Source organism: Alkaliphilus metalliredigens QYMF (assembly GCF_000016985.1).
Classification (GTDB): domain Bacteria; phylum Bacillota; class Clostridia; order Peptostreptococcales; family Natronincolaceae; genus Alkaliphilus_A; species Alkaliphilus_A metalliredigens.
Genome location: NC_009633.1, coordinates 4,380,035 through 4,398,911, shown reverse-complemented (window position 1 = coordinate 4,398,911; position 18,877 = coordinate 4,380,035). Strand labels below are relative to the sequence as shown.

General features: G+C 34.5%; 21 protein-coding genes and 1 other annotated feature. Of the genes, 17 read left to right on the top strand and 4 right to left on the bottom strand.

Features of this window, described 5'->3' with window-relative positions:
• Window positions 1–10: 10 nt before the first annotated feature.
• Entirely contained in the window at window positions 11–391 is a 381-nt protein-coding gene (locus tag AMET_RS26045; protein WP_242661350.1) for a DUF5372 family protein, read from the bottom strand.
• Between AMET_RS26045 and AMET_RS21060 the strand changes: the two genes are divergently transcribed.
• From AMET_RS21060 to AMET_RS26040, 4 genes are all read left to right on the top strand, one after another.
• Window positions 346–1,386 (top strand): reverse transcriptase domain-containing protein, encoded by a 1,041-nt coding sequence (locus AMET_RS21060; protein ID WP_157047326.1) that lies wholly within the window; start codon window positions 346–348, stop codon window positions 1,384–1,386. The two genes, AMET_RS26045 and AMET_RS21060, sit on opposite strands and share 46 nt — an antisense overlap.
• A gap of 234 nt (window positions 1,387–1,620) precedes the next feature.
• Entirely contained in the window at window positions 1,621–2,055 is a 435-nt protein-coding gene (locus AMET_RS21055; protein ID WP_012065313.1) for a hypothetical protein, read from the top strand.
• Window positions 2,056–2,275: 220 nt separating this feature from the next.
• A complete protein-coding gene (locus AMET_RS21050) occupies window positions 2,276–3,007 on the top strand; it encodes an HD domain-containing protein (protein WP_012065312.1) in 732 nt (243 codons plus the stop codon).
• 674 nt (window positions 3,008–3,681) lie between these two features.
• Window positions 3,682–3,819 (top strand): hypothetical protein, encoded by a 138-nt coding sequence (locus AMET_RS26040; protein ID WP_157047325.1) that lies wholly within the window; start codon window positions 3,682–3,684, stop codon window positions 3,817–3,819.
• 233 nt (window positions 3,820–4,052) lie between these two features.
• Here the strand turns inward: AMET_RS26040 and AMET_RS27455 are convergent, their stop codons facing one another.
• Both AMET_RS27455 and AMET_RS21035 read right to left on the bottom strand, forming a co-directional pair.
• On the bottom strand, window positions 4,053–4,151 hold the full coding sequence (locus AMET_RS27455; protein WP_242661348.1) for a type II toxin-antitoxin system HicA family toxin: 99 nt from the start codon (window positions 4,149–4,151) through the stop codon (window positions 4,053–4,055).
• A 127-nt stretch (window positions 4,152–4,278) separates the two neighbouring features.
• Window positions 4,279–4,485: a type II toxin-antitoxin system HicB family antitoxin gene (locus tag AMET_RS21035; protein WP_012065310.1), complete on the bottom strand. Its 207-nt coding sequence runs from the start codon at window positions 4,483–4,485 to the stop codon at window positions 4,279–4,281.
• A gap of 235 nt (window positions 4,486–4,720) precedes the next feature.
• On the opposite strand from AMET_RS21035, the gene AMET_RS21030 reads away from it, so the two are divergent.
• Both AMET_RS21030 and AMET_RS27450 read left to right on the top strand, forming a co-directional pair.
• Window positions 4,721–5,404 (top strand): site-2 protease family protein, encoded by a 684-nt coding sequence (locus tag AMET_RS21030; RefSeq protein WP_012065309.1) that lies wholly within the window; start codon window positions 4,721–4,723, stop codon window positions 5,402–5,404.
• Window positions 5,405–5,957: 553 nt separating this feature from the next.
• Window positions 5,958–6,089: a PF20097 family protein gene (locus AMET_RS27450; protein WP_408626411.1), complete on the top strand. Its 132-nt coding sequence runs from the start codon at window positions 5,958–5,960 to the stop codon at window positions 6,087–6,089.
• 703 nt (window positions 6,090–6,792) lie between these two features.
• Here AMET_RS27450 and AMET_RS26035 read toward each other — a convergent pair.
• Window positions 6,793–6,978, bottom strand: a complete 186-nt coding sequence (locus AMET_RS26035; protein ID WP_157047324.1) for a hypothetical protein — start codon at window positions 6,976–6,978, stop codon at window positions 6,793–6,795.
• Between the two features lie 92 nt (window positions 6,979–7,070).
• Between AMET_RS26035 and AMET_RS21015 the strand changes: the two genes are divergently transcribed.
• The 11 genes from AMET_RS21015 (at window position 7,071) to AMET_RS20965 (ending at window position 18,877) form a co-directional block, all read left to right on the top strand.
• Window positions 7,071–7,433, top strand: a complete 363-nt coding sequence (locus tag AMET_RS21015) for a GNAT family N-acetyltransferase (RefSeq protein WP_012065307.1) — start codon at window positions 7,071–7,073, stop codon at window positions 7,431–7,433.
• Window positions 7,434–7,469: 36 nt separating this feature from the next.
• Window positions 7,470–7,850, top strand: coding sequence for a GIY-YIG nuclease family protein (locus AMET_RS21010; protein ID WP_012065306.1), 381 nt, complete (start codon window positions 7,470–7,472; stop codon window positions 7,848–7,850).
• Between the two features lie 671 nt (window positions 7,851–8,521).
• Window positions 8,522–9,253 (top strand): CPBP family intramembrane glutamic endopeptidase, encoded by a 732-nt coding sequence (locus AMET_RS21005; RefSeq protein ID WP_207636407.1) that lies wholly within the window; start codon window positions 8,522–8,524, stop codon window positions 9,251–9,253.
• Between the two features lie 104 nt (window positions 9,254–9,357).
• Entirely contained in the window at window positions 9,358–9,903 is a 546-nt protein-coding gene (locus AMET_RS21000) for an NUDIX hydrolase (protein ID WP_012065304.1), read from the top strand.
• A 163-nt stretch (window positions 9,904–10,066) separates the two neighbouring features.
• Entirely contained in the window at window positions 10,067–10,906 is an 840-nt protein-coding gene (locus AMET_RS20995) for a hypothetical protein (RefSeq protein ID WP_012065303.1), read from the top strand.
• A gap of 341 nt (window positions 10,907–11,247) precedes the next feature.
• Window positions 11,248–11,457, top strand: a binding site (T-box leader).
• Window positions 11,458–11,593: 136 nt separating this feature from the next.
• On the top strand, window positions 11,594–13,174 hold the full coding sequence (serA, locus tag AMET_RS20990; protein ID WP_012065301.1) for a phosphoglycerate dehydrogenase: 1,581 nt from the start codon (window positions 11,594–11,596) through the stop codon (window positions 13,172–13,174).
• An 18-nt stretch (window positions 13,175–13,192) separates the two neighbouring features.
• Window positions 13,193–14,287 carry a tartrate dehydrogenase gene (locus AMET_RS20985; RefSeq protein WP_012065300.1) on the top strand — a complete coding sequence of 365 codons (1,095 nt, stop codon included), beginning with the start codon at window positions 13,193–13,195 and terminating at the stop codon, window positions 14,285–14,287.
• 125 nt (window positions 14,288–14,412) lie between these two features.
• On the top strand, window positions 14,413–14,631 hold the full coding sequence (locus AMET_RS20980) for a hypothetical protein (RefSeq protein ID WP_012065299.1): 219 nt from the start codon (window positions 14,413–14,415) through the stop codon (window positions 14,629–14,631).
• Window position 14,632: 1 nt separating this feature from the next.
• Window positions 14,633–14,926 carry a spore coat protein gene (locus tag AMET_RS20975; RefSeq protein WP_012065298.1) on the top strand — a complete coding sequence of 98 codons (294 nt, stop codon included), beginning with the start codon at window positions 14,633–14,635 and terminating at the stop codon, window positions 14,924–14,926.
• A 333-nt stretch (window positions 14,927–15,259) separates the two neighbouring features.
• Entirely contained in the window at window positions 15,260–16,654 is a 1,395-nt protein-coding gene (locus AMET_RS20970) for a PTS mannitol transporter subunit IICB (RefSeq protein WP_012065297.1), read from the top strand.
• Between the two features lie 105 nt (window positions 16,655–16,759).
• Complete coding sequence (locus tag AMET_RS20965; protein ID WP_012065296.1) at window positions 16,760–18,877, top strand: BglG family transcription antiterminator; 2,118 nt, start codon at window positions 16,760–16,762, stop codon at window positions 18,875–18,877.

Genomic DNA, 18,877 nt, shown 5'->3' with positions numbered 1-18,877 from the left:
ATAGTAAGATTTATTCCTCTTGCTTAGATTTGTCAAAAGGATTTACGGATACTTCTAAGCTTTGAAGAAGTTGAGCTAATTCTTTTAGGGTGAATGCATCAAAATGAGTCATGTGAGAATCCAGCTTGTGTATTTGCCGATCCGTCCAAGACTCAGGGACACATATGACACCAGAATCCGTACGCAAAGAATATCTTTGCAAACCGTTGAATTTTTTTACTTCAAGGATGTCATAATTTTGTCCACATAAAGGATGAAATGGATGAGTAATTGTAAGACTTCCTAAAAGGGGATTGAGTTTTTGTGTAATTCGTGCTGACCCTGCCAACATTTCACGACAGAGCAATGCAAGCATTGCATCTACTATGTTTAGACCCTGTGTCAGAATCAATTCTAGACAAAACAAGTTTTGGATTCAGAAAATTTAGAAGTACAAAGGATGCAAATGAACACTTGTTTAAATGTCTAGCATACAAACACTCATCAGAATGGGTGCTTGAAGGAGACATCAAAGGTTGTTTTGATAACATCTCCCACAATTGGCTACTGAAGAATATAATCATGAATAAAAGGGTACTAAACCAATTTTTAAAAGCAGGTTATACCTTTAAAAACAATCTGTATCCGACAGGGCAGGGCACACCCCAAGGAGGTATCATTTCGCCAACACTTGCAAACATCGCCCTGAATGGAATGGCGACAATGTTGAAGAAGAAATATTGGACAAACAGCGTAGGAACAGTAGATAGACAGTATAACAAAGAGAAAGTAAATGTGAATGTATATGCCGATGATTTCATAATAACAGCAAGAAGCAAGGAAGTTTTAGAAGAAATCAAGATACTGATAGAAGGGTTCTTAGAGGAAAGAGGACTTGAGTTATCAAAAGAAAAGACAAAGATTACTCATATTGAAGAAGGTTTTGATTATCTAGGATGGAATTATAAAAAGCATAAAGACAAGCTCATCATAAAGCCATCAGCAAAATCCCTTAAAAAAATAACCAGAAAAATAAAGGAAACCATACGAATCAATATAATGCAGAAACAAGAAATACTAATATATAGATTGAATCAAATCATAAGGGGATGGTGCAATTATCATAACCATGTCTGTGCAAAGAAGACATTTCAAACCCTAGACAAAAATATTTTTAGATACCTGTGGCTATGGGCAAAGAGAAGGCACCCCATGAAACCTAAAAAATGGAGGAAAAGCAAATACTTTGCACAAATCAAAACAAGAGATTGGATTTTCAAATCAGAAAACGCAACCTTACTATTTGCAAGTGACTTTAAAATTAAAAGACATATTTTAATAAAATTTGATGCCAATCCGTATCTAGAAGAATATGATTCATATTATTTGAAAAGAAAAGCTCGCTAACTATTGGCATTGGTTAGTCATAGATAACTTGAGCCGTATGACGTGAAAGTGTCAAGTACGGTTCTTAGGGGAGAACGAGGGAGTAATCCCTCTGACTTACCCGACCCACAATATCGGGGGAGGGCGTTGGGGCCAATTGGTTTGTTTGATGCTACTAAACATTAGATGAAAATTGTGAAACAAATCAAAATTTATTTTTAGATTATATATAATAAAGAATTTTAGGGGAGATATATGATGAAGGTAGCTGAGTTAGTTATAGAAGGAGAAGAGATTCAAAAAATAAGTGATGCTTTATATAAGTATGAAGATGGATATCATGCAGATAAGCCATATATGTACGAGTCAGGAGATATAGTAGTGTTGATGAGAGAAAATTATTATTTTAGAATCTCATCAACGCTTATGTCAGTAATTATTTTTAAATTTATTAATGACAATAAGGTAGAGATAGAACTGGTTGCTAGTGGAGGAAAAGACGGAACGCTTATGTATAGCTGGGGAGCTGAAAATAGTGAGAGTAGAAGCATAGTACACGAAATCATGGATATATGTACTAGGAATTCATGGGAGATAACGAGTATTAAACCTGAGAACCTTAAGGAATCATTACTTGAAACTACTATTGATAAATTTAAAAAAAGGATCATAAATCCTTTTAAAAAATAGAATGTTTAGTTCGCATCATCTATTTTAATATGCCATTAGAGAGTGAGGCAGGTTGTGGCATCAACTAACATGACCATTCCCGCAGGGGTGCAAGAAGTGACGTCAGGAAGAGAGTCTCTGTATGCATCGTCAGGAAGTAAGGTCAGCACCATACCTTCTCACTGGGTGGCAAGCACCGCCAAGGGATATTCCTTTGGGGTCCAGTTCAAAGGTGTCGGGAATGCCAGAAACGTTAGCTAACAGCAATTTTACAAAACTAGATATAGGAAGGAAGCTTCAAGGAATGAAAACAAAAATTGAAAAAATAAAAGAAATTGTTGAAAAGGAATTATCATGCTCAGCACATAATCTTGATCATGTTATGAGAGTACATAGTTTGTGCATTTATTTATCTGAGCATGAAGAAAACGTTGATTTAGATGTTCTAATCCCAGCAGCATTATTACATGATGTAGCAAGAGTTATAGAAAGTCAAGATAAAATTGGAGAAATTGATCATGCTGTTTTAGGTGGCAAGATGGCAGAAAAGATACTAATAAATCTAGATTATGAAGAGGAGAAAATAGAAGAAATAAAGCATTGTATTATTACACATAGATATAGGAGTGGACATGAACCTAAGACAATAGAGGCTAAGATACTTTTTGATGCTGACAAATTAGATGCTATAGGAGCCATAGGTATTGCTCGTACATTTATGATGGCAGGACAATTTGGGCAATGCATATCAAAAAATAAACCGCTTAATGAATATATGGATATAAATACAAGTGAGAATGGAAGGTTAAAGGATGTATCAAAGCATACACCTTTTATTGAATATGAAGTTAAATTAAAAAAAATCCCTGAAAAGCTATATACCCAAATGGGAAGAAAGATTGGTAATAATAGATTAAAAATAATGGATGACTTCTTTACAAGACTGGAATTAGAGATAGCAGGCAAGGAATAGTTTTTGTATAGAAAAGAAGCCGTCAGCTAACACGCCCATTCCCACTAACTGGTCTGGAAGGGAAAGATTAAGAAGTATGCCAGACCACACTCACTCTGTAGCGCACGTCTTCGGGGTCAATGAGTGTCGGGAATGGCGAGACCGTTATAGGCAATGATGATATCGGGGTTGTTTTTTAGGGTATTGTTTAATAAAGAAAGTAGTGTTTTGAAGATAGGTAATATGTTATACAAATTATTTGTGGCTTATTTGATTAAAAATACGAAAGATTTAAAGCAATGTTTTAGTATTTTGAAAGGATGTGTTTAGTATGGAACTGTTTTCGATGATGTTACCTGCGTCAACTGCAATCTTAATATTATATCTATTTAACAGAGTATTTCATTACAAGGACAAATTGGTTAACATTTTTGGCATTATTAAATATAAAGTAACACTACTTACTATAACATTAACTCTATTTTTCATTATGACATACAAATATGAAATTCTCATTTCTAAAAATCCAGTAGGGGTATTTATATTATTTTCTTATATGTACCTAGTATATGTACCAAACAAAACTCGCTAATTATAGTTTTATTTAATGATGATAAAATATCTGTTTATCCTAAACAAATGGATTATACAAAATTAATTTGCTTAAATATAGGGAAATGAGAGGAGTGATTTGTATGAGTGCAATCTTAGATATTTTATTTGAAATTTTAGAAGTTCCTCTTAAAAAGTGGGATAAATTAAAGTTAATACATAAAGTGATTTTTTCTGTTTTTCTAGGACTCGTTTTATTTGGCATATTAACTAATGTTTAAAGATATATCATTTTTTTTATGCGAAGGATTGTAGAGGTAAAAAGCGTCATCACTACCTATAACAATACATTTGCATAAAGGTGCTAGAAGCAAGTGCCAAGGAAAAGGTCAGAGCACCACATCCCTTCACCGGGAGCGAAGCTCCGCCAAGGGGGAGAGTCTCCGTGGGTCCGGTGCAGGGACGTTGCAAATGCGCGACCGGTATGAAAAAACTCATTCCTAAGAATGAGTTACTATAAAATATTTAAGAATTCATCAAGTTGTATATCAGCTTGCTCTAAAATACTTTTTAAGGTCCCTTTTGCAATTTCATCATGCATAGGTATAATCACTACTCTTGTAGGAATGTCTAACTTCTTATATTTTGCATGGCTTCCTTTTGAGAAACTTTCTGAAAATCAATTTTTTCTAAAGCTTTAATAATTTTATTAGGTGATAATACGGGATATTTAGAACTCATTATAGCCCAATCTCCATGGTAGTCAAGAAAGTAGGGACATTAATATTTTCTGGTGTAGTGTCTTCATAATACAGTTCAAGGGCTTCTCGCAAATTACTAATTGATTCTTCGATAGTTTTATCTTGTGAAGCAACACCATTTTCAATACATTTAGCAATATACCAGTTATCTTCTTTTTGAACGAGGACAGTAACTTTAATATTCACAATAAGGCACCTCGCTTTAAAGGTTTAATTATTAGTATTATATCATAGTGGTTTTAGAAATAAACATATTTTAATGTTAGGGTCAATTTATTGAACATCATCTAACAATGCATTTGTATAAAGGTGCTGGAAGCATGTGACAAGGGAAAGGTCAGTGCACCACATCCCTTCACCGGGAGCGGAGCTCCACCAAAGGGGGAGATCTCTGCGGGTCCGGTTCAGGAGCGTTGCAAATATGAGACCGTTATGTAAAAGGCTGTACATAGATAGCGGCTGTAAAGGAGAAAAAGAGATGATGGGAGATATACTAGCTATCATAGGGATTTTTTATTTAAGTGTTTTCATACATGAAATTGGACATTGCGTAATGCCAAGGCTAGCTGGAATAAAAGAATTTAATAATATTTATATTGGAATTGGAAATGAACTCCATAAGTTTAAGATAGGCCATGTAAGTATAGTAATGAATAAATTTTTAATTCCATTTGGGCACGTTGGTGGAAATGAAGAAATTAAATATAATAAGTTCAATGTCCTACAAAGAACTTTTGTTCACTTAGGAGGTATTACTTTCAATTTAGTTATAGCTATAATTGCATTTGGAGCGATTTATTACTCAAATCATGATTTTCTCTTGATTGGAAGCTTTGCATCATTGATATCATATATTTTTAAAAGCGTTGTGAATAGTTCACTATGGATATTTCAAAATGGATTTGAAGGGTTGACTGCATTACTCAATGCTAAAAGGAATTTAGGAATATATTACTATCTTTATATTTTAGGTATTATAAATAGTTTTATATTTATATTCAATACAATACCGATTCCAATGATGATAAAGAATGGCAAGGTATTATTCAATGATGGGGGTCAGTTTATATTCAAAGGATTGTTAAACAAGGATACATCTTGTTGAACGATAGCCGCGGGGGAACCTATGGAGATTCAATTCATTACTTTCTTTAGGATTTTAAAAAAACATGCAGTTAATAAAAAACTAAGAAGTATCAACCATGGCTAAAGCTAGATCATGCTGTGAAAGCATATAACCCTTTTTACAGTGAGGACATAATTGACGCTTACGATGTAATTGAGGAAAACCTGTAGCAAAAGTATGGAGGGATTAAGTTGAAGAATGAAAAGAACTTCATTAAAATGTGGGAAAAAGAAAGAAGAAAAGGTAGGTTAAAGTTTGTTCTTACAATGAGTATTTTCGTATATTAATAAGTACTTTTCTTGCTCTTATGTTCGGTACAATGATAGGCTTTAACCAAAGATGGAAAGATGATGAATGTAAATACAATAAAATAAAATATAACGGAGAATAAAAAATATGTTTGGTACTATCTTTTAGAGGTGAAATAAATGAAAGATGTGGTACATTTTTTTATTTAACAGCATTTTTAACCTTAAATGACGAATTAGATGTATTACATGTATCACAGTTGATACTTATTAAAAGTAGAAAAATGGAGGGATATTTCATGGAATGCCCCTATTGCCATCAAAAGATGGTACATGGTTTCATCAGTGGAGATAGATATTCTTTAAAATGGATAGAGAAAGCAAAGTATAAACCATTTAAAAACTTATTATTGTAAGGATTGCACAAAGATGATTATTGATGTCCCTGATAACCCTGAGTAGGGGATTCATTTATGAGTGTTTAGCATGATGGAGGTCGCAGATATATTTAAACAATATGGCGAAGCCTACAGACAGAGAAATAAATTATCCCTGTCGGGATTACAAAGACAACAAAAACTTGGGAGGAGCTCCTTTTGAAATTATGTAAAGTTATTAGTATTTACAAGATGAAAGAGATCGATTGAAACTCCATAGGTAGTGGAGAATCGGTTCCGTTCAACTAAATCACATCTGAAATTGAAAGGAAGATAAGTAAATGGACTAATAATGTGACCTGATATTGATGATTATAAAGGGCTAGCTTATTATTCTTTCAACTTCAGATGCAATCCTAATCGTTATAAGACATGCAGTGTAAATCGCTGCACTCTGTAGTGGGTTATTAGGATTATAACATTGCCGGATATTTACGATCTTATTATTAAAATACCAATATATTAGAAAGGTAGGTTTGAAAAATATGGAATTGATATATTTTTTTATAGCTATAATAATATCCTATATTTTATTTTCTATATTGTTTGGAGCTTTGAATAACAGTATATTAAGAGTATTTGTACCATTACAAAAGCTAACTAGTAGGCTGAAAAGAAAGCGTACATTATATGTATTTTCCTATATTTGTACCGTTATTATTGTTATAAAAGCTAGTGAAATTTATAGTTTTAATATTATTAGTTTTGGCGTAGCACTGGGTTTAGTATCTGCATTGAATAACATAGTTTTTGAAAAAGGTATTATTAACAACTCAAAAAAATAAAGGGTTAGAGAGAGGAAGTTGGAGGTTATGGAAGTCTGGATATATTTAGCTCCAGCAGCTTTTATTTTTGCTTTATCAGCCATTTAAGAAGTAAACTCACTCAAAAAAGAAATAGAACATCTAAAGAATGAAATAGAACAATTAAAATAATAAATAAGTTATTTAATTCTATAAGGTGCATTATAACTATCATGTATTCAGAGACAATAACCATTGCATAGCCTATGTTGCAATTAATGAAAAGCAGTCTCCTGAATATAGCCAGATTGTTTGGTCTACTGATGGAAGAAAGGTTTTGGTTATACATAGACTATCTGTACATCCAGAGTTTCAAGGTAAAGGTATTGCAAGAAAGTTTATAGATTTCATAGAAGATTTTGCTATAAAGAATCAATATTCTTGTATAAGATTAGATGCCTATAGTGAAAATACAGCAGCACTAAGGCTATATGATAGAATGGGATACCAAAGATTAGGACAGGTGTTTTTTCCTTTTAGGGAATTACCATTTTATTGTTATGAAAAGGCATTAGTATAGTTTATATCTAAAACGAATAGCTTTACTAAGTTCCACGTGAAATATTTAGAATCTTTTTGTTATGCAAAAGCAAAAGAAATAGGAAGATGTGAATTAGAAAATTCAGTTATTCTAATACAGCCATTCATTACGGAGTCTATGGAAACCGATCTAATGGATGATCTTGAAACTATCAAGATTTTACTTTCTACACTTGGATTCCCAATTTTTGAAGAGATCAAGAAATCTCAAGTGCAGGAGGTTTTTATTTGTAAGAGAAAAGATGCCTATGCTGAAGGTATGGTTTCTGATAGAAATTGGTTCTCTAGCACTATTACCACTACCTTTTATAATATTTCCATCGAAGAATTATGGGTTAATATCAATGTGTCTTGGTTTGTACTTTATAATTATAATAATTTCCACATTGTTTGGTGATTTTCCTGTTCCACTGATTACCCTCTATTCCCATTATTACTCTGGATATCAAATATTGTTAGTGGTGTAGTTGCGCCAATTCTACTTTTATTCCGCTCGAGCTGGGCGGTACAGGTGTCACTTATTTCTGCTATTTCCATAATGCTATTGCAATTTGCCACGTTTACATTTATGAATAGATGGGATACTCTGGGTCCTTGGATTTCCCTCTTTGATATAGGCATAATGCTAATAACATTTGGACTTTTTATCTATTGCAAAGCGATGAGCAAGCGAGGCGTGTTAATATAGAATATTAAACAAAATGAACATACTCGTAGTAGATTAATATTAGTTTTTTTATTATACGATTTATAAAGGTGTTGAATGTTGCTGTAACGAATGCTTATGTATAACTGATAAGAGTATTCGTTTGAAAACATATTTTAATGTTAGGGTCAATTTATTGATCATCTAACAATGCATTTATGGAAAATAAGGTTGCAAAATTAGGATTATAAAACAAATTGAGAAGATTGGAAGTGTAAAAGGTGGATATGAGAAAAAAACTTAAAGATATGTCATTTTCAAAACCATTAATCCTTAGCATATGCTTAATGTGCATAGCAATGATCTTTAGGATATTGGATATCTTTGTTTTCAGATTGGATGATTTATTAGGTGAGATCATATTGTCGAAGGTAATTGGTTTTATTATTGTAATTCTATTTGTGAAAATGATAGGTGATAATCTAAGTAGTATTGGGTTTAATGTTAATAATAAGTGGTCTATTTTTATATTAGGTGGTGTTATTACAAGTGCTTTGATGATCTTGGGATATGGAGGAGAATTTTTAATATTTGCCTCTGATTCGCCACAATTATTAATAGCAGCAATTGATCCCAAAGCAGGTGTAACTGGTGGCATAAGTTTTGCACTATTTCTTCTATTTGGTAATGCGATTAATTGTTTTATGGAAGAAGGATTATTCAGAGGGATTATGATTCCCATGTTAAATAGAAAGTATTCTGTTGGAATGGCTATATTTTTGCAGGCACTATTGTTTGGAATATGGCATATCCCTTGGGCATTTAAATGGTATATTAGTGGAATGGTGAGTGGTTCAGGTGGTTTTATAATGGCATTGGTAATCAATTTCATCCCTATGATATTAATAGGTATTGTTTTTGGTGTGATGTACTATTATACTAATTCCATTTGGACACCATGGATATCACATTTTATAATAAATTCAATCCTTAATTTAGTCCATGTAAGCATCAATGGTGAATTAAATGTAGGAATGACAATACGTATGTCTATTTTCCAATCTACAATATTTATCCTTATTCCAGTTCTAATCATTCTTACTAAGAAACTTAATAAAGTTCGTGTGGAACACATTAGTAGAATTAATGTTTAAAGTGCAGTAAAGTGAGTTGATTTAGAACTTCATATCTGATTAAAGGTAACATTATAAGTTGAAATATGTATATTCTATTGTGAATAAAGAAAGGGGAGCGGTAGATGTTACAAGTAAATTTTTACAATATAAATAAAATAGAAGAAAGTAAACTAAAATATGCTGTCATTATGTCAAAATATGATAGAAGGTGGATATTTGTAAGACATAAAGAACGAAAAACTTGGGAAATTCCAGGAGGGCGTAAAGAGCAAAATGAAGATATCTATTCTACTGCATCAAGAGAATTAATAGAAGAAACAGGGGCGAAGGATTTTATAATTACCCCTGTATGTATTTATTCAGTAGATAATGGAGAAAGTGAGTCCTTTGGACAATTATTTTATGCAGAAATTAAGCACCTTGGTGAATTGCCAAACTCAGAAATCGATGAAATACAATTATTTGATAATATACCTGAAGAGTTAACATATCCACTTATTCAACCGTATTTATTTGCAAAAGTAGGAGAGTATCAGTTTATGATTAATGGAAAAATGAAAAAACTATCGCCATCAGACCACATGTTGTTGATGCCCTGCAATTCCACGTTGAAAAGATTAAAAGTCAATGTGTTACCGAAATTGAACAAAAATAGTAATTTACTTTAGGTTGTAGGGTCATTTTTCTTTATAGAGTACTAACTAAATTGTAGAGTGGTTCAAGAGGCACCGTTTATGGCGTCCACTGGTTCTGAGGGTGTAAGGCATCGGGGATGGCAAGACCGTGACGGAGCAATAAATCTCAAGTAATATATTATTGGAGGAGTAAAAAATGCAAGAAAAAATGATAGAAAATGAAAAAATAATGTTAAAGACAAAATATAAACCGGCTTTTATTCTTTCGGTCATTATTGTCATCTTAATGGTGTTGGCATCTGTGGGGGGCCTTTTTATCAAGGACCTTTACCAAGACAACTTCTTGGTTACTTCAGGATGGTATGGAAATGATTTGGTAACGCTTCTTTTAGCCGTACCTCTGCTAGCTATATCATTAGTGCTTTCAAAACAAGGATCGCAACGTGCACAGTTGGTCTGGTTGGGGATGTTATTTTACACGCTTTACAACTATGCTTTTTATCTCTTTGGGGCAGCCTTTAACAGCTTGTTTTTGATTTATGTTACACTATTTACTTTTTCAATTTTTGCTCTCATCTTTGGAATATCCTCTCTTAATATAAAGATTATTGGAGAACGGTTTCGATCTGGTACGCCTGTGAAAAAAATAGGGGGATTCATGGCAATTGTGGCGATACTACTGGGTATCTTTCATGTCTCTCTATCTTTAGGATACGTTTTTACTGGGCAGGTTCCAGAGATACTCATTAATCTAGAGCAGAGCACTAATATAATATCTGCATTGGACCTGTCATTAACAGTTTCATTTGGTCTGTTGGGTGGGGTCTTGCTGTGGAAGCGTCAACCATGGGGATATGTGTTGGCGGTGATATGGAATGTCAAGAGCGCTGTTTATTTGACTGCATTATCTGCAGCCACTGTACGGGGTTTTCAAACAGGTGCGTCGGAAAGTATCATTGAGTTAGCGCTATGGGGACCTGTTGGCGTAGGTTGCTTAATATCTTTAATAATCTTGTTGAAAAATATGGAATTCTAGGAAAATGAAGTACAGTAGGGGTCTAATTCTACGGTAAGGAGAAATTTACAATTATATATAAATCACTAGAGTTACAGCGCCAAGCAAAGCTTTGCATCTCTTGCAGGGTGAGAATCCTTGTCGGGTAAGGTCTAACCAACCACCTGTATCGAGTGTTGAGCCGATGCTGGAGACAGCAAAGGTGAAGCGTACACATAAGTAGAGAACCAAAATACTTTACATTTTCACTGAATCACCTAGTTGTTTTAACTAAAGAATCATAATTCCAACTAAAATAATGGTTGACAAAAGAAATGCCACGTAGTAGGATAGAGAATAATAATATGAAACTTCATAAAATTCAAAATGCAGTGAAAGAGAATAGTAAACAGTCGAAGGTTTATAGAGAGCCAATGGTAGGTGGAAATTGGTACTGAAGATTGTTGAATCCACTCCAAAGCAGACGGGGAATATGAACCCGCTCCGGTTAATACCGTTATCTACTAAGAGGTCATGATATTGTGACAAAAAAAGGTGGTACCACGTGAGTTAATAAAGCTCTCGTCCTTGGCTTAATAAGCCAGGGATGAGTGCTTTTTTTATTTTATTTAATAACAGTATCATTTTTTGTACCAAGCAAATGGAGCAGGTGTAACAGCGGAATTAGAAGTATTGAAATAAAAAATTATCTAAAGGGAGGATAAAAAAATGAGGGTATTAATAACAGAAAAGATTGCGGAAAAGGGTATAGAAGTATTGAAAAAAGAGGGTTTGGATGTGGATGTTGAAGTCGGAATAGATAGAGGAGAATTATTAAAGGTGATCAATAATTATGATGCGATTATTGTGAGAAGTGTTACTAAGATTAATGAAGAATTTTATCAACATGCAACTAATTTAAAGGTTGTTGGACGTGCAGGAAACGGTGTAGATAATATAGATATGGATGGTGCTACAAATAGGGGGATTATTGTGGTCAATACCCCTGAAGCCAATACGGTATCAGCTGCAGAGCATACAATCGGTCTACTAATCGCATCTACTCGTAATGTGGCACAGGCTAATGCTAAAATAAAGAACAGAGAATGGGACCGAAGTAATTTTAAAGGTGTAGAGCTGCAAGGAAAAACAGTGGGGGTTGTGGGCTTAGGTAGAATCGGAGGATTAGTGACTACTAGACTACAGGCATTTGGGATGAAGGTTATCGCATATGACCCTTACATTACCGATGAAAGATTTAGAAAATATGGTGTGGAAAAGAAAGAAAGATTGCAGGATTTAATAAAGGAATCAGATTTTATTACTGTCCATACCCCAAAGACTGAAGAAACATTTGGAATGATTGGAGAAGAGGAATTTAAAGTAGCTAAAAAGGGTGTCAGAGTCGTTAATTGTGCTAGAGGTGGTATTATTGAGGAAGAAGCGCTAGCAAAGGCAGTAAAGGAAGGAATCGTAGCAAGTGCAGGTCTAGATGTATTAGTAAATGAACCCAATACTACTTCTCTACTATTAGACCTTGACAATGTGATAATAACACCGCATTTAGGCGCGGATACAGTAGAAGCACAAAACAATGTAGGTGTGACCATTGCGCAGGAAGTTTTCAGTGCATTAAAGGGAAAAATGGTACCAAATGCTGTCAACCTTCCTACACTTCAATATCAAGAACTAGAGGCAATGAAATACTACTTGAAATTAGGTGAAAATTTAGGGAAACTATATCATCAATTAGAAAAAGAAGCGATTGAAAAAATTGAAATCATATACAGTGGAGCAGTAGCAGATATGGAGACCGCAGTAGTGACTTTGGCAGTGTTAAAAGGAATTTTTGAACCCATATTGAAAGAAAGAGTAAACTACGTTAATGCTAGACTGATTGCTAAAAATAGAGGAATAGCTGTTACTGAAAGCAAAAAGATGGTAAATGGTAACTTTATGAATTTGATCAGGGTAAAAATATCCACTAAGAACAAGGAATTTACAGTGGCTGGAACAGTATTTGCTAAAAAAGATATGAGAATTGTAGATGTAAATGGATTTGTTTTTGATGTTACGCCTACACCCTATATGTTAGTTGCAAATAATACTGATAAGCCAGGTATGATTGGAAAAATGGGTAGCCTGTTAGGTGAAAACAATGTAAATATTGCTACCATGCAAGTAAGTAGAAAACACAAAGATAAAGAGGCCATGATGTTTTTAGCTGTGGATTCAGAGGTTAACAAAGAAACATTAAATATTATTAATAAGGCAGAGGGTATTTTACAAATCAAATTTGTAAAATTATAGTAAAAAAGGAGTGGACAGATGATTATGAAAAAATTCAAAATAGCTGTAATACCAGGAGATGGGATCGGTAACGAAGTGACAGCTGAGGGAGTAAAGGTTTTAAACACCTATGCTGAAATAAAGGGAAATGTGGAATTTAGTTATGAATATTTCCCTTGGGGTTGTGAGTATTATTTGAAAACAGGAAAAATGATGGATGATGACGGTTTGAAAACATTAGAAGCATTTGATGCTATTTTATTAGGGGCAGTTGGTGATCCTTCTGTTCCTGATCATATATCACTACATGGACTTTTAATCAATATTCGACAAGGATTTAATCAATCCATTAACCTAAGACCCATAAAACTTCTTCAAGGAGCCCCATGCCCATTAAAGGATAAGGGACCTCAGGATATCGACTTTACTGTTATTCGTGAAAATGTAGAAGGTGAATATGCTGGAGTAGGAGGATTTAGATTTCCTGGTAGGCCAGAGGAAGTGGCACTTCAAACTTCCGTGTTTTCTAGAAAGAATACAGAGAAAGTGATGGACTATGCCTTTAAGTTGGCAAGAAAACGAAAGAAGTTTAACAAGGTGACAAATGTGACAAAATCAAATGCTTTAAATTACAGCATGGTATTTTGGGATAAGATATTTGAAGAAATCGCTACGAATTATAAGGATATAAAAACAGAAACGACGCATGTGGATGCAGTCAGCATGTATTTTATTCAAAAGCCAGAGGTGTATGATGTATTGGTAGCATCTAATCTCTTTGGAGATATTATTACTGACTTAGGGGCTGCATTACAAGGGGGACTAGGGTTTGCTGCTAGCGCTAATTTAAACCTTGAGAAGGAATATCCTTCTATGTTTGAACCTGTACACGGTTCGGCACCGGATATTAAGGGTAAACAGTTAGCTAACCCAATAGCCATGATTTGGACAGCTAAGATGCTATTAGACTTTCTACTAGAAGAAGATGATACAGAGATGATTATCGATGCAATTACAGCGGTTTTACAAGAAGAGAAAACATTGACACCTGATTTAAAGGGCAAGGCAAAAACCCATGAAGTTGGAGATGCCATATGCGGTAAGTTAAAAGAAATCATGAACGCAAAAATATAGAAAAATAATATGTGGTTACAAATAATGGTATTATTTTCCTCTTGTTGATATTAGCGAATAGCATCCTCTAAAATCCATAAACTATCTTTGTCACTGAAATTTATAATGAAATTGGAGGTAAAAAAATGAGAAAGCTTACGGAAGGCGAAATATTGTCATTAACAGGCTTACTAAAAATGGAGAAAGATGGTTTAGCAGTTTCAAAAGCGATGCAGGCACTCATTACGGATGAGGATCTGAAAAAGCAAGCTGAATCTGGGATTTTAGCAATGGAAGGTAGAGTAAAAGGAATGCAACAATTTATTAATGAAAATCAAGTTACATCAACAGGGGAGGTACAATAATATGACTTCTTTTTTTACTAATAAAACAAAAGAGAACATGGATATAAATGATGAAGTGATAGCGAATAATATGATGGGCAGTGCAGCTGCTAGTGCACAAGCATATCTAAGTGCTACGATGACTGCTCCTACTCCAGAATTAAAAGCAATGTATTCATCAAGTTTAAATCAAGTGCTAGGAGGACATACTGCAGTAACAGAACTAGCTGTTAAAAAAGGATGGGAAAAGCCTTATCATTCACCTAGTGAACAATTATCAGATGTTTATAATAAATCAAAAAATACACTAAGCTAGTTTTAATTTTACTAATACAAATACAAATATAATCCAGATAAGAGTTCAAATTCAAGGACAAATAAGACCGATTGAACAACTACAAAAACCCTCTAGTAAACACAGGATAAATCCTGAGTTGCTGGAGGGTTTTTGTTTTTTAAAACCCTGTAAAACGTAGCGTATATGAGAATGATATTTAGTTTTGTCACTAGTGTTTATGGACTTCTAATAGTTATCTTTTGATTGTAAACTGGATTTTACTGACATATAATCATAGTGAGAATATTGAGAACATTTCTGCAGAGATGTCGGTATTTAATTATGTCATGATTAAATAAGGGGGACTATATTATGTCGAATGCAAGTATCAAAGAAGTAGACAGACCTCAGAGTCATACCCAAGAGACAATACAGAAATTCGGAAGATTTTTAAGTGGAATGGTAATGCCAAACATAGGGGCATTCATCGCCTGGGGGTTAATCACAGCATTATTTATCCCAACGGGCTGGAGGCCAAATGAAAACTTAGCAGAGTTAGTTGGACCGATGATCATCTATTTACTCCCATTGTTAATCGGTTATACGGGAGGAAAAATGGTCGGTGGCGTAAGAGGTGGGGTAATTGGTGCCGTAGCCACCATGGGTGTTATCGTTGGCGTGGATATACCTATGTTTATTGGAGCCATGCTCATGGGCCCAATAGGGGGATATGCAATCAAGAAATTTGATGAAGCGGTAGAAGGAAAAGTACCAGCAGGCTTTGAAATGCTAGTGAATAACTTTTCAGCAGGTATTATCGGTACCCTGGTAGCACTACTAGCATATCTAGCAATTGGCCCGGTGGTACAGGGCTTAAACAATACATTGGCAGCAGGAGTCGGGGCAATTGTCAATGCGGGATTACTGCCATTGAGCTCATTATTTATTGAGCCAGGCAAAATTTTGTTTTTAAACAATGCCATGAACCATGGGATATTAGGACCATTAGGGATACAAGAGACAAGTTCATTGGGAAAATCAATCTTCTTTCTACTGGAAACCAACCCGGGACCAGGACTTGGAATCCTACTGGCCTATTGGATGTTTGCAAAGGGAATGGTGAAACAATCAGCACCAGGAGCCATCATCATTCACTTCTTAGGAGGAATCCATGAAATTTACTTCCCCTACGTACTGATGAATCCAATTTTATTAGTAGCAGTCATGGCAGGAGGAGCCAGTGGCGTCTTAACATTTAGCATATTAGGGGCAGGTCTAGTGGCAACCCCTTCACCAGGAAGTATATTTGCATTAATGGCAATGACCCCACGGGGAGGTTATTTTGCAGTATTAGCAGGGGTCATTGTATCAACAACAGTGAGTTTTCTAATTGCAGCTTATTTCATCAAGAGATCAAACAACAAATTAGATGAAGGTGAACTCACCGAGGCAAAGGAAAGAGTAGCAGGATTTAAGGGCAAAAAATCAAAGCTAACAGTGAGTAAAATTATATTTGCATGTGATGCTGGAATGGGCTCAAGTGCCATGGCAGCCACTGGTTTAAGAAATAAATTGAAAAAAGCAGGGTTAGGTATTGAAGTTGTCAACTGTGCCATTGATGAAATCCCTTCAGATTCTGAAATGGTGATCACCCATGAAAGCCTAACTGACAGAGCCAGAACCAAGGCACCAAATGCCGAGCATATTTCAATAAGGAACTTTATGAATAGCCCAGAAGTTGATGAATTAGTTAATCGATTTTCCTAATCACTATTTTGCGGGAGCAGGGGAATCCCCTGCTCTCACAGAATACTTCCTATCAAAGGAACTGTTCTAAACACTGTGAACCAATCCTGTCAGAGGAGGTATTTTATGAAACAAATGAAAATGACCACAAGAAAGAAAGACATATTATATAGACTTTGCAAAGAAAATGATTATGTAACGATTTCCAATGTTGCACAGGATCTAAACGTGAGTTCAAGGACGGTCTTAAGAGAGCTAGAAGAAATAGGAAAGTGGTTAGAAAAAGAAGGGGTATTTTTAGATAAGAAAACAGGTGTTGGAATTCATCTACCCTGTTCCCTAGAGAAAAAAGAAGAATTGTTAGAATTGATTGAGCATGCCAATTCAATAAAGATATTTACACCTCAGGAAAGACAGACAATCATTGCAAGTGAATTATTACAGGCCAATGAACCCATTAAGTTTTACTACTTGACTAAAATTTTGAACGTATCTGAAGGGACGATAAGCCATGACTTAGATAAGCTAGAGGAATGGGTAGACATCTATAATCTTCAATTAATTAGAAAGCCAGGGCTTGGGGTTTACATTGCTGGTCGTGAAAAGCACAAGCGAAGGGCTATCATCAATCTTATTTATGAAAACGTAGAAGAAAAGCAATTATTAAGTTTTATTCAAGAAAATATAACAAAATCACCTGAGATATCAGGGAGCATTGAGATAAAAACAAGAAATAGACTTTTGAATTTAATAGATAAAGAGACAATTAGAACACTAGAAGGATTGATATATATAGCTGAAGAGGAGATGGGATACAAGCTGGCAGACAGTGCTTATGTTGGTTTGATTGTTCATCTTGCCTTGGCAATTAAGAGAATAAAAAATAATGAGATCATAATAATGGATAAGGAATTTCTAAATGAACTTAACCAAAATCCAGAATTTATCATTGCCAGAAAACTTGCACTTAATTTATCTGATTTCTTTAATATAGATATTCATGAGGATGAAATAGGGTATATCACCATGCATCTTATGGGTTCTAAAAACAGGGGAAATGTGACTAAAAATGAGACATCAACCATAGGAAGCTTTGAGCTTGTTAAATTAGCCAGGGAAATGATTAAAATAGCTGAAGCGGAAACCGGGAGCTTTATTGGAAACAATGAAAAGCTGTTAACAGGGCTTGTTAATCACTTAGAACCAGCTATCAAAAGGATAAAGATGAAAATGGATATCAGAAATCCCTTGCTACAAGAGATTAAAACCCGATATCCTCATTTAATTAAGGTAAGTAGTAAGTGCGCAAAGGTATTGGAGGATTATTTAGGGCAAAAAATGCCGGAATCAGAAATCGCATATATTGCCATGCACCTAGGGGCAGTGATTGAAAAAAAAGAAATAATGCCCCAAATAAGATTTAGAGTTGCTGTTGCCTGTCCTAGTGGAATTGGCACATCAAAGCTATTGGCTACAAGAATAGAAAAGGAATACGATAATATGCATGTTGTAGGGATTATATCATCCTTTCGACTAGAAGAAAGCTGGCTTAAGCAAGAAGAAATCGATTTTATCATTTCCACAATTCCCATTGAGAAGAGCAGTATTCCAGTGATAAAAGTCAATCCATTGCTATTAGATGAAGATAAATATCATATTCACCAATCAATGAAAAAAATAAGTAAAACAAGTATCAAGCCAAAGGAGAAAAGAAAGGCAAATGTAAGCCTTAAAGATAAACTCATACAAATGCATAACTACAGTGGCGCCATTATAGAGGTGTTGGATAATTTGTTCCTTGAAACCTATTATGTTGAGGATATTGAAGAGTTGATTCATATTGTCAGTGCCATGCTTGTAAAGGAAAAAGTAGGTCAAGACAAATTAACACAGGATCTATTAAGTAGGGAAAAAAAGGGTGGAACCCTTATTTCAGGCAAGGGGTTTAGTCTGCTTCACTGCAGGACCTCTAGTGTTGAAAAACTGTACTTTGGTGCAGTAAGGTTGATCAAGCCAATTTATTATTTGAATAGTAGGGGTGAGGAGGAGGCTATTGATTTAGTTATCGTCATGATCGCACCTGAGAACAGTAAACAAGCCTATCTTGAGGTAATTAGTGAAGTGAGTAAAATGATTATTGATAAACCTAATTTTCTGGTATTACTAAGAGGAAATGCAAAGGAAGAAGCCTATTTAGAGATCAGTAATTGTTTAAATGATTTTTATCGACATAAAAGTAATTGA